Origin of the sequence: Mucilaginibacter sp. RCC_168 (genome assembly GCF_041355315.1) — a bacterium.
Lineage (GTDB): Bacteria > Bacteroidota > Bacteroidia > Sphingobacteriales > Sphingobacteriaceae > Mucilaginibacter.
Genome location: NZ_JBFUPN010000020.1, coordinates 1 through 14,961, shown reverse-complemented (window position 1 = coordinate 14,961; position 14,961 = coordinate 1). Strand labels below are relative to the sequence as shown.

The following is a 14,961-nucleotide window of genomic DNA, read 5'->3' as shown; positions in this document are numbered from 1 at the left end:
TATAATTAATTAACAAAATCCGAAATCGAACATCCGAAATCCGAAATAAAATAAATGAAGATAATTGCCATTGGCCGCAACTATGCCGAACATGCCAAAGAATTAAATAACCCGGTACCTGCCGTTCCGGTTATTTTTATGAAACCCGAAACTGCCATTATCAAGGATAACAAACCTTTTTACCACCCCGATTTTTCTGACGATGTACATCATGAGATCGAGATCGTTTTAAAAGTAAGCAAGGAAGGCAAGCATATCAGCGAGAAGTTCGCAGCCAATTATTATGAGGAGATTGCTCTCGGCGTTGATTTTACCGCCCGCGATATCCAGAGCAAGCATAAAGAAAAGGGCCTGCCCTGGGAACTGGCCAAGGCATTTGACGGATCGGCGCCCATCAGCGCTTTTGTGCCTAAAAGCAAATTCGCCCAGATCTATGAGCTAAATTTTAAACTGGATGTAAACGGCGAAACCCGGCAGCAGGGTAATACCCGCGATCTGCTTTTCCCGTTCGAAAACATTATCGCCTTTGTTTCACGATACATCACCCTTAAAAAAGGCGACCTTATATTTACCGGTACCCCACAGGGCGTATCAAAAGTAAAAGTTGGCGACAGGCTGGAAGGATATTTAGAGGACGAAAAATTGCTTGACTTTTACGTTAAATAAAACATGATCAAAAAACAGCTGATTATTACCGTGCTATGCCTTATTTTTTATTCGGGCATACAGGCACAAACATCTATACAAAGCAGGCAATACCCGCAAAATTATTTCCGCTACCCGCTTGATCTGCCTCCAACAACGGCCGGATCATTCGGCGAGCTACGGCCAGCCCACTTTCATTCGGGGCTCGATTTTAAAACCAACCAGCGGACCGGCTACCCAGTACATGCCGCGGCCGATGGTTATGTTTCACGAGTAAGGGTGCAGTTTGGCGGTTTTGGCCGCGCGGTTTACATCACTCATCCTAATGGTTATACTACCGTTTATGGTCACCTCGAAGCTTTTTCGCCCGCTATTGCGGCCATCGTAAAAGCCTACCAATATGACCATCAAACCTATGAGGCCGATTTTAATCTCGATCCTAAACAGGTACCGCTTCAAAAAGGTGATGTATTTGCCATGTCTGGTAATGCCGGGGCATCAGCCGGACCGCACGTGCATTTCGAGATCAGGGACACCCAAACCGAGCAAACTATTAACCCGCAATTGTTTGGTTTAACTATTCCGGATCGCGTTCCGCCTTCCATTACTTCTATAGGCATCTATCACCTCAATGGTAATCCATTCAGCGAAAAAACGCCCAAAGAATTCTTAGCGGTAACCGGCGCTGCCGGCAACTATCATTTATTAAAACCGCAGGTATTGCACCTGAGCGGGTATGTCGGTTTCGGTATCAATACCACCGATATGAACAGTACCTCGGCCAATCATAATGGCATTTACTCACTGGAGCTAAAACTCGACGGCCAAACAGTTTACACTTTTACGGTAGAACGCTTTGCCTTTGACCAAACCCATGCCATCAATGCTTATATTGATTATCCGGCTTTTGAATCATCGCGCCGCTGGATGCAGAAGTGCTTTATATTACCGGGCAGCCACATATCCTTGTATCCGCAATCCATTAACCGGGGTATCATCACTTTTGATGACAACGCCCTGCATGATGTAGAGTATGTGGTAAAAGATGTGGCAGGCAATACATCCACCTTAAAATTAAAAGTACAATCCGAAAAATTCACACCTCCTGTTTATAAAGTAGCCGGCACCTTATTCCATTTTGATGAAAAAAGCGAGTTTAGTACCGACAAGGTGAAAGTGAGTATCATGCCGGGCAATTTATATGACGATCTGGACTTTATTTATTCCGTATCACCCAAACCAGCCTCCGGCTTTTCGCAGGTACACCATATCCACAACCGCCTTACGCCTATCCATGACAGTTATGACCTTTGGATAAAACCTGATGCCGACCTGGGTAAATACGCCGATAAAGCGGTGATTGTAAGTACAACCAATGGTTGCCAGGGAGGATATTTTCAGGATGGCTATATAAAATCAAAAGTGACAGCCTTTGGCGATTATTTTATTAAAATAGACACTATTCCACCGATTATACGCCCGCTCAATATTATCAACGGTAAAAACATGGCGGCGGCCAAAAGTATCAACTTCAGAATGAGCGATAACCTGTCAGGTATTAAAAGCTATGCAGGCACTATAGATAATAAATGGGTTTTAATGGAGTGGGATTATAAAAGTAAAATACTAAGTTATACCTTTAGCGGCGAAATTGCTCCTGGTAAGCACGTATTTAAGCTCACCGTTGGCGACAATAAGAATAATTTTTCGGAATTTACAGCCGATTTTTATAAGTAATATCGAGAGTGAGTGGGAAGAGCGAGTGTCAGAATCACGGTTGGCAGGTAAAGGTGGTTATCCCAGGCATCTTTCTTCCCAATCCCGATAGCTGAGTCTGGCTCCGGAAACTCAATTCTCGCTCCTAAAAAAACAAAACCTATGGCAACATTAAAAGAAGGCGATAAAGCCCCTGATTTTACGGCAAAGGACCAGAATGGTAAAACCATTTCGCTTGCTGATTACAAAGGAAAAAATGTGATCCTTTATTTTTATCCAAAAGATGACACCCCGGGCTGTACTGCCGAGTCATGCAACTTTAGGGATAACTATCAGTATTTATCAAAAATTGGCTTCGAAGTAATTGGCGTAAGCACCGACGATGAAAAATCACACAAAAAATTTGAAACCAAATACAGCCTGCCTTTTACCCTGATAGCCGATAACGAAAAACAGATTGTAGAGGCTTACGGTGTTTGGGTAGAGAAAAACATGTACGGCAAACAATATATGGGTACCGCACGCACTACTTTCCTCATCGGTGCCGATGGTATCATCAGTAAAATAATTCACAAGGTTGATACGCAAAATGCTTCACAGCAAATACTCGACCTGATAGCATAAACTTAAAAACCATATCAAAGCTATTTTAGCTCTTCCCGAACTTATTAATGAAACCTACTATTCAAGAATTAGAAAAAACCGCGTCGCAGATCCGCCGCGACATTGTACGTATGGTACACGCCTGCCAATCCGGTCACCCGGGTGGTTCATTAGGTTGTACAGACTATTTTACCGCCCTTTACTTCTCGGTAATGAACCACGATCCGAAGTTCAATATGGATGCTGTTGGCGAGGATATTTTCTTTTTATCAAACGGGCACATTTCGCCTGTATTTTACAGCACACTGGCCCATGCCGGTTATTTTGAAAAAGCAGAATTAGCCACCTTCCGTAAACTGAACACTCGTTTACAAGGTCACCCTACAACACATGAACATTTACCTGGGATACGCATCGCTTCGGGTTCATTGGGTCAGGGCTTATCGGTAGCTATTGGCGCCGCTCTTACTAAAAAACTAAACGGTGATAAATCATTAGTGTTCACTTTGCATGGTGATGGTGAATTACAGGAAGGACAAATATGGGAAGCAGCCATGTTTGCACCGCACAACAAGGTGGATAACCTGATATCAACCATCGACGTAAATGGTCAGCAAATTGATGGACCAACCAACCTGGTGCTTTCATTAGGCGATCTGCATGCCAAATGGAAAGCCTTTGGCTGGGATGTTTTGGAAATGAAAGGTAATGACATGGCTGATGTGGTGAAAACACTGGAGCTGGCCAAAAGCCGCACAGGTCAGGGTAAACCTATTATGATACTGATGCATACCGAAATGGGCTATGGAGTTGATTTTATGGTGGGCAGTCACAAATGGCATGGTGTAGCTCCAAACGACGAGCAGCTGCAACTGGCCCTCGGTCAACTGGAAGAAACACTGGGCGATTATTAGCCAACTCTTAGAAGCAAGAGACAAGAATCAAGACACAAGAATTTATCATAAAAATATTTCCCAAAAGCCCCTCTCCTTTGGAGAGGGGTTGGGGTGAGGCTCATGAAAAAATACACTTACACAGATAAAAAAGATACCCGCTCGGGCTTTGGCGCCGGGCTGCTGGAAGCCGGCAGAAAAAACGACCAGGTAGTGGCCCTTTGCGCCGACCTGATTGGCTCGTTAAAAATGAATGATTTCATCAAGGAATTTCCTGAACGCTTTGTACAGGTTGGTATTGCCGAAGCTAACATGATGGGCATTGCTGCCGGTATGACCATTGGCGGCAAAATTCCGTTCACAGGCACTTTCGCCAACTTTTCAACCGGCAGGGTTTATGACCAGATCCGCCAGTCGATAGCATACTCTAACAAAAACGTAAAAATTTGTGCCTCACACGCGGGTTTAACCTTAGGCGAGGATGGCGCCACCCACCAGATCCTGGAAGACATCGGCCTCATGAAAATGTTGCCGGGTATGACCGTGATCAACACCTGCGATTATAACCAAACCAAAGCCGCTACCCTGGCCATTGCCGAATATGAGGGTCCGGTTTACCTGCGTTTTGGTCGCCCGGTGGTGCCTATTTTTACCGATCCTGACCAAAAATTTGAGATTGGCAAGGCATGGATGGTGAATGAAGGCGCAGATGTAAGTATATTTGCCACCGGTCACCTGGTATGGCAGGCAATATTAGCCGGCGAAATACTGGCAGAGGAAGGTATTGATGCCGAGATCATTAACATACACACCATAAAACCTTTAGATGCAGAAGCCGTATTAAAGTCGGTAGCCAAAACAGGTTGTGTGGTTACTGCCGAAGAGCATAACCGCCTGGGTGGTTTGGGCGACAGCATTGCACAGGTGCTGGCTGTACATAACCCAACACCGCAGGAATATGTGGCCGTTAATGACAGCTTTGGCGAAAGCGGTACACCAGAACAGCTGATGACCAAGTATGGCCTTGATGCCGAGCATATTGTACTGGCAGCAAAAAAGGTAATGAAAAGAAAACAAAATGCGGTAATTAGCATTTAACTATAAAATTTAAAAAATGTCGTTGCAGGTTGAAGATTCAGAGATTTTAAGTAAGTTCCAGGACGAAAAAACACGTAACGAAGCGTTTAACCTGTTATTGAAAAAATACCAGCAAAAAATTTACTGGCACATCAGACGTATGGTTGTTGACCATGACGATGCGGATGATCTGGTGCAGGATGTTTTTATAAAGGTTTGGAAAAACCTGCTGGGTTTTAGAAACGACGCCCAGCTATACACCTGGATGTACAGGATAGCATCCAACGAGTGCATTACTTTTTTGAACAAGAAAAAGCAAAAAAATAATATCCCGTTGGATGATGTAGCTTATGAACTGGCCGATTCGCTGGCCGATTCGAGCTATTTTAACGGCGACCAGGCACAGCGCAAATTGCAGGAAGCATTACTGACCCTGCCCGAAAAACAACGACTGGTTTTCAACATGAAATACTATGATGATATGAAGTATGAAGAAATATCAGACGTTTTGGGCACGAGTGTGGGTGCTTTAAAGGCATCTTTTCACCTGGCTGTCAAGAAGATAGAGGCTTTTTTACTGTCGAGAGATTAAATTCAAAATTAATACAGAATTACGTTAAACCTTTTAGCAATAAATTCATCTATAGTACTGTATGAAAAGCGATATGGACAATAGGGAGTGGCTGGATGATTATGAATCACTAAAGCGGATTGATGCCAGGAATCCGTTTGTGGTTCCAGCTGGCTATTTCGATGAATTAGCGCAGCATATAACATCACGCATAAGGCTAGATGAGTTAAAAAACTCATCTACAGGGTTTTCTGTGCCTGAAAACTACTTTGATCAATTAAGCAGTAACATACAAAGCCGCATACGTGTTGAGGACGCTGTGAACACACAGGACTCCGGTTTTACCGTACCTGAAAATTATTTTGACGAACTTGGCAGCAACATTCAAAGCAGGATAACTGTTGAGGAGGCATTAAACCCGGAGCACCAGGGCTTTAGTGTGCCCGAAAATTATTTTGACGAACTGAGCAGTAACATCCAAAGCAGGATAGCTATCGACGAATTGGTAAACAATGAAGCCGAAAGTTTTACCGTGCCTGAAAATTACTTCGAAACACTGAGCAGTAATATTCAAAGCCGGATAGTTGTTGAGCAGCATATCAACAGCGAAGCCGAAGGCTTTACCGTGCCCGAGAACTATTTTGAGCTGTTAAGCCAGAATATTTTAAATAAAACCATTAACGAGGATGAGGTGGTTACTGCTAAAGTAATTACCTTGCCCGCTGCCGTTAAAAAGAAAGGCATCGTACGCAGAATGTTCGTGTCGCCTACCTTTAGGTATGCTACGGCCGCCTGCTTTGCCCTGATACTGGGTATTGGTGTGGTGGTCAGAAACAGCGATTCGCCAGTAAATCATGATCATTCTTTTTTACATGAGCAGCTATCAACAGTGCCGGTTGATGAAATTAAGAACTACCTGCAATTACACGCGGATGCAAATGATACCCGTACCCTGATGGAAGGCGGACAGCAAATTAATACTGCAAATTTGGATGAAGATTTGTCGGACTATTTGGATTCTACTAATTAACAAAACTTTTTAATGCGCATACTGATCAGGCATATTCTTATTTTATTTTTTGTAATAGCAGCGGGTTACCAATCCTTTGCACAGGTAAACAACAGCCTGGTGCAAAAGCAAAAGATAACCCCTGCCCCATTACGTGATAAAAAAAATACACGCCAAAAGCTTGATGCAGCTCATGACAGGTTTATTACCAAACAGCTTAACCTTACAGATGAAGAAGCGGCCAAATTTTGGCCCGTATACCGTCAATATCAACAGGAGCTTACTGCCGTTAATGTACTTAAGCGCTTAAACAATTCCAGTGCGGCCGCCAATGGTACCGAACAAATAGATAAAGAAATTTATTACGAAAGCCAGCAGGTAGCCATACGCAAGCGTTATAAAGACGCATTCCTGAAAATACTCCCCCCAGAAAAAGTGAGCGAACTTTACAAAAGCGAACGCGAATTCCGCGACGAACTCATCAAACAACTCAGCGAACGCAGCGAAAGAGCAGGAAACTAATTAATTAGTGAATTATTGATTTAGTGAATTAGTGATTGTTTTCAATTGTTGAATTACTGAATTATTGATTTTATAATTATATAAGTATTGATCAGAATGTTGATTTTTGCATTCTCAATTCACTAATTCACTAATTCAATAAATCAATAATTGCTCCATGCCTACTCTTCGTCAGCTCTTTTTAGCCAATAACGCGCAAACCACTAATTTTCCGCTATTATTGGAGTTTGAACGGGCCGAAGGGGTGTACATGTATGATACCGCGGGCAAAGCCCATACCGACCTCATATCCGGCATTGGCGTAAGCAGCCTGGGCCATGGCAATCCAAAAGTGATAGCAGCCATTAAACACCAGGTTGATCAATACATGCACCTGATGGTTTATGGCGAATATGTGCAAACCCCTCAAGTGCGCTTTGCCGAAAAGCTGGTATCTGTGCTGCCTCAAAATATGGAGTCGGTATATTTTACCAATTCCGGCGCCGAGGCTGTTGAGGGAGCTTTAAAATTAGCCAAGCGCTATACTGGTCGCCAGCAGATCATCGCTTGCCATAACTCCTATCATGGCAGTACCCAGGGCGCGCTAAGCGTAATGGGTAACGAAGAATTTAAACAGGCTTATCGACCCTTATTACCCGGTATAAGCTTTATCCGTTTTAATGAGGCAGACGATCTGCAACTGATCACTAATCAAACCGCCTGTGTCATTATCGAAACTGTACAAGGTGAAGCCGGTATCCGCGTACCTGATGCCGCATATATGCAAGCACTGCGCAAACGCTGCGATGAAACCGATACCCTGTTAATACTGGACGAAATACAGGCAGCTTTTGGTCGCACCGGTAAACTTTTCGCTTTTGAACATTTTGGCATTGTGCCCGATATTTTGCTGCTGGCCAAAGCGCTGGGCGGCGGCATGCCTGTAGGCGCTTTTATCTCCTCCAACACTATTATGGGCGCGCTCAAGGAAAATCCCATCCTGGGCCATATCACCACCTTCGGCGGGCATCCTGTATGTTGCGCCGCCGGATTGGCAGCGCTCGAAGTATTATTAGACGAAAACCTGGTATCCGGCGTGGCCGAAAAAGAAGCCCTGTTCCGCAAACTATTGGTACATCCAGCTATTAAACAAGTGCGTGGCAAGGGACTGATGCTGGCCGTTGAACTGGAAAGCTTCGACTTAAACAAAAAAATAATCGACCGCTGTATTGAACACGGTATTATTACTGATTGGTTTCTGCATTGCAGCAACTCCATGCGCATTGCCCCTCCCCTTATTATTACTTCCGCCCAAATTGAACACGCCTGTAGTGTGATATTGGAGGCTATTGAGTATTATACGGCAGGTTAACGATTAGACTTACATAATAAATAAACGCGTCATTGCGAGGTACGAAGCAATCTCTATGCTGTACAGAGCGAACATACACAGTTAACCTGCCTGTGTAGAGATTGCTTCGTACCTCAATGACGCGTGGAGAAAAATGCTCCCTCCTCCCCAGAGTAACTTTCAAGTTATTTTATTGAATAATATATTATTTTTTATAGTTTGAATTAAATTGGTATGGTTTATGCATTTATGGTATACGCTATATAAAAGCGGCAGAAAAAATGTGTTTTGAGCTAAAATAAAGCATATAGTGCACTTTTTTATAGTCACAGTTTAAACAATTAATTAAAAAGAATTGTTTAATCAATAACCCTACGGTCTTAACATTTATACCTAATATGAAAATAGCATATATATCAACCTACCCTCCCCGCGAATGTGGTTTGGCTACCTTCAACCAAAACCTCATGCGCGCTATTAACGCTAACTTCCCCGAAAGGCAATCACTGGCACAAGGCGGTTTTGTGGTCGCGCTAAATGATTCTGAAAATTTGCAGCATTATGAGTACCCGGAGGAGGTGAAATATGTTATTCGCCAGGACCATCAGAAAGATTATATCCGTGCAGCCAACTATATCAACACCAGCAACGCTGATGTATGCATCATGGAGCATGAATTTGGCATATACGGGGGCGAAAGCGGCATCTATATTTTACCACTGATCAATCGGCTCGAAAAACCGCTGATCTCCATACTGCATACTGTATTAAAAGATCCCAGCTATGTGCAGCGCATCATCATCCGCGAAATAGCCGAGCAATCATCAAAATTAATAGTGATGAGCCAGCGGGCCCTGGAGTTTTTAACCTCCATTTATGATATTCCGGCCGAAAAGATCCTGATCATTGAACACGGCGTACCGGATGTGGAGGCACCGGCCAATAACCCGGTTAAAAACCTTTCATCATTCAAAAACCACCGGGTATTGTTAACCTTCGGTTTGCTGAGCCGCAACAAAGGCCTGGAAACGGTGGTAAAAGCCCTGCCCCGAATTGTAGCCAAACACCCCGACGTAATGTATGTGGTATTAGGCAATACCCACCCTGGTGTCCTCAAAAGCTCGGGCGAGGAATACCGGGATCACCTCAAGACCCTCGCCGCACAGCTTGGCGTATCGGCTAACCTGGCTTTCATTAATAAATTTGTTTCGGAGGAGGAGCTGGTGAATTATCTCACCGCCTGCGAAATTTATGTTACACCTTATCTGAACGAGGCACAGATCACCAGCGGTACGCTTTCCTATGCCGTTGGTGCCGGTGCTGCTATAGTATCAACCCCATACTGGCATGCAACCGAACTGCTGGCCGATAAGCGCGGCAGGTTGTTTGATTTTAAAAACTCCGATGCCCTGGCCGATATCATTATTGAGCTGCTTGACCAGGACCGCGTGCTGAAAGAATTAAAAGAAAAGGCCTACCAGTATGGTCTGCATTTACGCTGGCCGGTTGTAGGTGCCGAATTTATTAAAGTGGCCCAGGAAGCCAGTGTGAAGTTCGATTTTAGCGACAAGATCCTCAAAAACAGCATTGTTGACCCAGAGATATTGCCCAAATTTAGTTTGGCGCATGTCCTTAGATTAACCGATGATACCGGCATAGTACAACATGCTAAATACGGCATACCTAATTTAAAAGAAGGCTATTGTTTGGATGATAACGCCCGTGCCCTTATTATGGCCCTGATGGCTTACCAGCGAAACAAAAGCCGCGAAGCTTTTGAACTGCTGCCCATCTACCTCAGCTACATTCACTATATGCAAACAGATGACGGCAATTTCCGCAATTTCCTGAGCTTCGACCGCCGCTATCTGGACGAGGTAGGCTCTGAGGATTCCTTCGGTCGTACTATTTGGGCGCTGGGCCATCTGATTGGCTGCGCGGCCAGCAATTCGTACCGGGAATTTGCACTGGAAATATTTCATAAATCGGCACCGCATTTTGAAAAATTGCAGCACTTAAGGGGCATGGCCAATACCATTATCGGTATCAGTTTGTACCTGCATGTGTACCCAACCGATGAGGGTATGATAAAAATACTGAACCGGCTTACCCAGCCCTTGATCGATGCCTATGAAAATACTCAATCGCACGATTGGCAATGGTTTGAAGAAAAAATGACCTATGATAATGCCATATTGCCGCTGGCCCTGTTACACTCCTGCGAAATAACCGGCAACGAAGATGCCAAACGGATAGCCCTGGCAACGATGGCCTTCCTGGATAAGCTTACCCTGTCGAACGGTTATTTAAGTCCCGTAGGGAACGATGGCTGGTATTATCGCGGTGGTAGTTTCCCAACGTTTGATCAGCAGGCTATTGAAACCATGGCCATGGTGCTGATGCATTTTCAGGCGTACCAGATATTCAGGGTACCACAATATGTAGAGAAAATGTTCCTGAGCTATAAATGGTTCCTGGGCGAAAACACGCTGCGGGCACCCTTGTATGACCACGAAACCAAGGGCTGCTGCGATGGACTGCTGCCAACCGGCATCAACCGCAACCAGGGCGCCGAAAGCACACTGGCCTACCTGATATCGCACTTAACCGTGCTGAAAGCCTTTGAGCTGGAATACGAATACAACAGATATGGTAATCAGAAAATGGAGATCTGTTAGTGAGTAGTGAATGGTGAGTAGTGAATGGAGGGTAGGCAATATCAATTCACCATTCACCCGCGCTGTCCGAAGTCTCCGACTTCGGACAATTATGCCTGTAGTCTTTAGACTACAGAGATAAAAATAAACAAACAGCCTTATAGGTAGTTGCAAGCTACCAACATAGTCATCCGAAGTCAGAGACTTCGAATAGCGCTGGTAAACAATATCAATTCACCATTCACCTTTCACTACTCACTAATTCGCTAACTCAATAATTCACTAATTAAAAAGATGAAGGTCGCCGTATTAGCGCCCGTTGCCTGGCGCACACCGCCCAGGCATTATGGCCCCTGGGAACAAATAGCATCAAACATAGCCGAAGGCTTGGTAAAGCTCGATATCGATGTTACCCTTTTTGCTACCGGCGATTCCATAACCTCGGGCAAGTTGGAATCGGTTTGCGCCATGGGTTATGAAGAAGACCGCGGCCAGGATGCCAAAGTGCTGGAATGCCTGCACATCAGCAACCTGATGGAGCAGGCCGGGCGGTTTGATATCATCCATAACAATTTTGATTTTTTGCCACTTACCTACTCGGGCCTCATCAAAACACCCATGATCACTTCCATACATGGTTTTTCATCGCCCCGCATTATCCCGGTGTATAAAAAATACAACCACAATAATCATTATGTGAGTATCAGCAATGCCGATCGCAGTGCGGAGCTGAAATATCTGGCCACGGTTTATAATGGGCTTGATATCGCCGATTTTGAGTTTTATGAGAAGCCCGATGAATACCTGCTGTACTTTGGTCGCATCCACCCGGATAAAGGCACGGCGGAAGCTATTGCCATTGCCAGAAAAAGTAAGCGCAGATTGCTGATAGCGGGCATCATTCAGGATGAAAACTATTATCGCGAAAAAGTGGAACCTCATTTATCTGGCGATATCAGCTACATAGGCCATGCCGGACCAGAAAAGCGGAAACAGCTTTTGGGTAATGCCTATGCCCTGCTGCATCCCATTAGTTTTAACGAACCTTTTGGCATGAGTGTGGCTGAGGCCATGCTTTGCGGTACCCCGGTGATAGCTTTTAACCACGGGTCGATGCCTGAACTGATCAGGGATACCGAAACCGGTTTTTTAGTGGATAATATTGATGAAGCCGTGGAAGCTGTAAATCAGACCAATACCATCGACCGGGTGGCTTGCCATACCTGGGCCGCCTCTCGGTTTTCGAAAGATAAAATGGTGGCTGATTATTTAGGGTTATATCAACAGATATTGAGCCCCTAACCCCTAAAGGGAATTTTACATCATGAGACCTCAATCGTGTTAATGATTCCACCGATGGCTTTCTTTAATACCATATTGTTCATGGCAGGGTCGATATCTTTATAATAGCGGTTTAGGGCTACCAGGCCGTGCACAAAAGACATACAGATAAGATAATTACACCAGAAAGTTTTTTCTGTAAGCTTGTTTCCTTTTACCAGGGGTTTCATTTCTTCCCGGAACAGGTTGATAAAGGTCGACAGCGCCGGGAAGGCTTTCCCCACATCCTCAACACTGGTACCTACCGTATACATCAATTGGTAAAGCTCGTTTTCGTTGGTGGCAAAATACAAAACGGCTCTCAGTACAGTCTCCATTCTTTCTTTCGGGTCGGTCACGGATACCAACCGCTGTTGGATACAATTGATGAGCATGGTAAAACCCCGTTTGGACAGTTCGATCAAAACGGCTTCCTTATTCAGAAAATAGGAATATACAATAGTGGGACTGTATTCTATAGTATCGGCAATTTTCCTGATGCTTACGGCCTGGCATCCTTCATTTTTAACGATACCCATTGCCGCATCAATAATAAGCTGATGGACCTCTGCTTTTAAACGTTCAACGCGTTCTTTGCTACCCATATGTTTTACTAATTGGTGAAGGTAAAGTTAAGGCTTTTTATGATTGCCTGTGCCCTACAGACAACCGGTATGGGCTTCGGAAACTGACCATTTGGCATTTAGTTATTTGACAATTATTCAATACTTTTTAAAGTTTCTAAAACCACTCAAAATCGCGTTAAAATTTGTTAAAAAGTGTTAAAATGAGGGTTTTCAAAGCAACTTTTGAACGATTTTCACCATGGTTTGATCCGAAAAGTGTTAAAATAAAGGGCTTAAAAAGTTTTTGAATCAGGTTTTATGCTTATTGGTTTTAGCCTCATGTTCCACCGCGCCTTCCTTTAATTTCTTGAGCAATTCGTCCAAACAAACTTCGGCAAAGGCGGTTGATGAGTCCGACACACCATACGGAATAATGAGCTTGTCGTTATGCACAATGGTTCCGCAGGAGTACAGTACATTGGGTACATATCCTTCACGCTCGTCGCTGTTCGGGATTAGCAGGGGTTCGCGCAGACGGCCTATTTCAATGGTTGGATCATCCAGCTTTAAGAGGCTGGCGCCCAGCACATAACGCCGCATAGGACCTACACCATGAGTAATCACGATCCAGCCCTCCTCAGTTTCAATCGGCGATCCGCAGTTACCTATCTGGATAAACTCCCAGGTAAATTTAGGCTGCTGCAGCAATATGGGCTTTTCCCAGATGTTGATCTTGTCTGAGTACATGATATAGTTATTGCAACCATCAATACGCGATATCATCACAAACTTGCCATTCACCTTGCGCGGAAAAAGCGCCAGATTCTTGTTCTGGGCACCTGCACCATAAAGGGGCATAATCTTAAAATTATAAAAATCAGTAGTTTGTAACAATTTGGGCATAATCAGCGAACCATCATAGGCCGTATAGGTGGCATAGTATACATAGGTACCATCGTCATTAATAAATTTCACAAAGCGGGCATCCTCAATACCTTTGCGCTCATACTCAGATATCGGGAATATGACCCTGTCGGATATATCAGTATCCAGCGAAAACACGATCTCATAGTAGGAATCGGCCAGCCAGAGCACCTTATCATACTCCAGCCGCTTTATATCACTTTCCTGCAGTTTCTGCGAGTCGAGGATGATACGGCGCAGGTTGGCATATTCAAAATGATGGTCGAGTTTTGATTCGAGCTCGTTGATCACGTCGATACTGATCTGGGTAATGGCGGCTTTTTCAAAGAAAAGTTTTTTGTTATAAACCGCGTTTCTGATTATCTCAGCCTCGTCAATATAACTGCCTGAGGGCTGAATGGAAATGTCGTTATGTTTATCGATCAGGGCCCTTCTGAAAGTGATGGAGGAGATATGGCCTTCGCCCACTGCCCTAAAACTGATGATCACCCGTTTTTGGCCATCTTCCAGTTCGGTTTGGTCAGGATCTTCTACGATTGATGGGTTAAAGAACGCTGCAGATTCGATAGAATACTCATGCGTAAAGTAGGATCCGATCAGCAGTTTACGGTAAACGGTGAGCGTATCAAAATCAATATTCAGTTCACTAAATAATGGCTTTAGCTTATTGCAATGCCTGTTTAGTACCCTGGTAATGTTGCGGTGCCGCTTGGAATACTCCTGCAACAATGGCGAAATGATGCCAAAAGCTTCTTCCTCGCTGATATCCATAACCCGTTTTATCACTTCTTTGGCACGATCGTTCCCATTGAAAAAAAATCTGGCTATAACGCGTTTAGGATCGGGATTAACTCTTATGGGTTTTCGTTCGATGGAAAGTCTCATATATAGAAGGTAGTATTTATTCTTTAACAGCATTAAACTGAATTTGATTTCGATAATTTACATTCATTTCGAAATTCGGATTTGAAATTTCGGATTCGCAAACAAAAAGAGGTACGGAATGTGAGAAATCAGTTTTTAAAATAAAAATCCGAAATTGAACATCCGAAATCAGGGCTGACGCATAAGAAAGGATAAAAATGCGTGGTGTTATCAACAAAATGTTAATAAAGAAGGAGTAAGTTT

14 protein-coding genes are annotated in these 14,961 nt (G+C 44.0%); 11 read left to right on the top strand and 3 right to left on the bottom strand.

What is annotated here, in order from left to right:
- Positions 1–54: 54 nt before the first annotated feature.
- The 11 genes from AB6735_RS19135 to AB6735_RS19085 all read left to right on the top strand — a co-directional run bounded on the left by AB6735_RS19135 (position 55) and on the right by AB6735_RS19085 (position 12,325).
- Complete coding sequence (locus AB6735_RS19135) at positions 55–666, top strand: fumarylacetoacetate hydrolase family protein (RefSeq protein ID WP_370997545.1); 612 nt, start codon at positions 55–57, stop codon at positions 664–666.
- A 3-nt stretch (positions 667–669) separates the two neighbouring features.
- A complete protein-coding gene (locus AB6735_RS19130) occupies positions 670–2,382 on the top strand; it encodes a M23 family metallopeptidase (protein ID WP_370997544.1) in 1,713 nt (570 codons plus the stop codon).
- Positions 2,383–2,523: 141 nt separating this feature from the next.
- Complete coding sequence (gene bcp / locus AB6735_RS19125) at positions 2,524–2,985, top strand: thioredoxin-dependent thiol peroxidase (protein WP_370997543.1); 462 nt, start codon at positions 2,524–2,526, stop codon at positions 2,983–2,985.
- A 47-nt stretch (positions 2,986–3,032) separates the two neighbouring features.
- Complete coding sequence (locus AB6735_RS19120; RefSeq protein WP_370997541.1) at positions 3,033–3,878, top strand: transketolase; 846 nt, start codon at positions 3,033–3,035, stop codon at positions 3,876–3,878.
- Between the two features lie 102 nt (positions 3,879–3,980).
- Positions 3,981–4,955 (top strand): transketolase family protein, encoded by a 975-nt coding sequence (locus AB6735_RS19115; RefSeq protein ID WP_370997539.1) that lies wholly within the window; start codon positions 3,981–3,983, stop codon positions 4,953–4,955.
- A 16-nt stretch (positions 4,956–4,971) separates the two neighbouring features.
- Positions 4,972–5,526 carry an RNA polymerase sigma factor gene (locus tag AB6735_RS19110; protein ID WP_370997538.1) on the top strand — a complete coding sequence of 185 codons (555 nt, stop codon included), beginning with the start codon at positions 4,972–4,974 and terminating at the stop codon, positions 5,524–5,526.
- Positions 5,527–5,587: 61 nt separating this feature from the next.
- On the top strand, positions 5,588–6,535 hold the full coding sequence (locus AB6735_RS19105) for a hypothetical protein (RefSeq protein WP_370997536.1): 948 nt from the start codon (positions 5,588–5,590) through the stop codon (positions 6,533–6,535).
- Between the two features lie 12 nt (positions 6,536–6,547).
- A complete protein-coding gene (locus tag AB6735_RS19100; RefSeq protein WP_370997535.1) occupies positions 6,548–7,036 on the top strand; it encodes a hypothetical protein in 489 nt (162 codons plus the stop codon).
- A 157-nt stretch (positions 7,037–7,193) separates the two neighbouring features.
- Positions 7,194–8,387 carry an aspartate aminotransferase family protein gene (locus AB6735_RS19095; protein WP_370997533.1) on the top strand — a complete coding sequence of 398 codons (1,194 nt, stop codon included), beginning with the start codon at positions 7,194–7,196 and terminating at the stop codon, positions 8,385–8,387.
- 377 nt (positions 8,388–8,764) lie between these two features.
- Entirely contained in the window at positions 8,765–11,044 is a 2,280-nt protein-coding gene (locus AB6735_RS19090; RefSeq protein WP_370997531.1) for a glycosyltransferase, read from the top strand.
- A 273-nt stretch (positions 11,045–11,317) separates the two neighbouring features.
- The gene (locus AB6735_RS19085; protein WP_370997530.1) at positions 11,318–12,325 is read left to right on the top strand and encodes a glycosyltransferase family 4 protein; all 1,008 of its coding nucleotides are present in this window, start codon (positions 11,318–11,320) and stop codon (positions 12,323–12,325) included.
- Positions 12,326–12,345: 20 nt separating this feature from the next.
- Here the strand turns inward: AB6735_RS19085 and AB6735_RS19080 are convergent, their stop codons facing one another.
- The 3 genes from AB6735_RS19080 to AB6735_RS19070 all read right to left on the bottom strand — a co-directional run.
- Positions 12,346–12,948 (bottom strand): TetR/AcrR family transcriptional regulator, encoded by a 603-nt coding sequence (locus AB6735_RS19080; RefSeq protein ID WP_370997529.1) that lies wholly within the window; start codon positions 12,946–12,948, stop codon positions 12,346–12,348.
- A gap of 270 nt (positions 12,949–13,218) precedes the next feature.
- Entirely contained in the window at positions 13,219–14,718 is a 1,500-nt protein-coding gene (locus AB6735_RS19075; protein ID WP_370997527.1) for a glycoside hydrolase family 130 protein, read from the bottom strand.
- Positions 14,719–14,734: 16 nt separating this feature from the next.
- Positions 14,735–14,961, bottom strand: a 227-nt coding sequence (locus AB6735_RS19070) for a hypothetical protein (RefSeq protein ID WP_370997525.1), incomplete at its 5' end; no start/stop codon positions are given.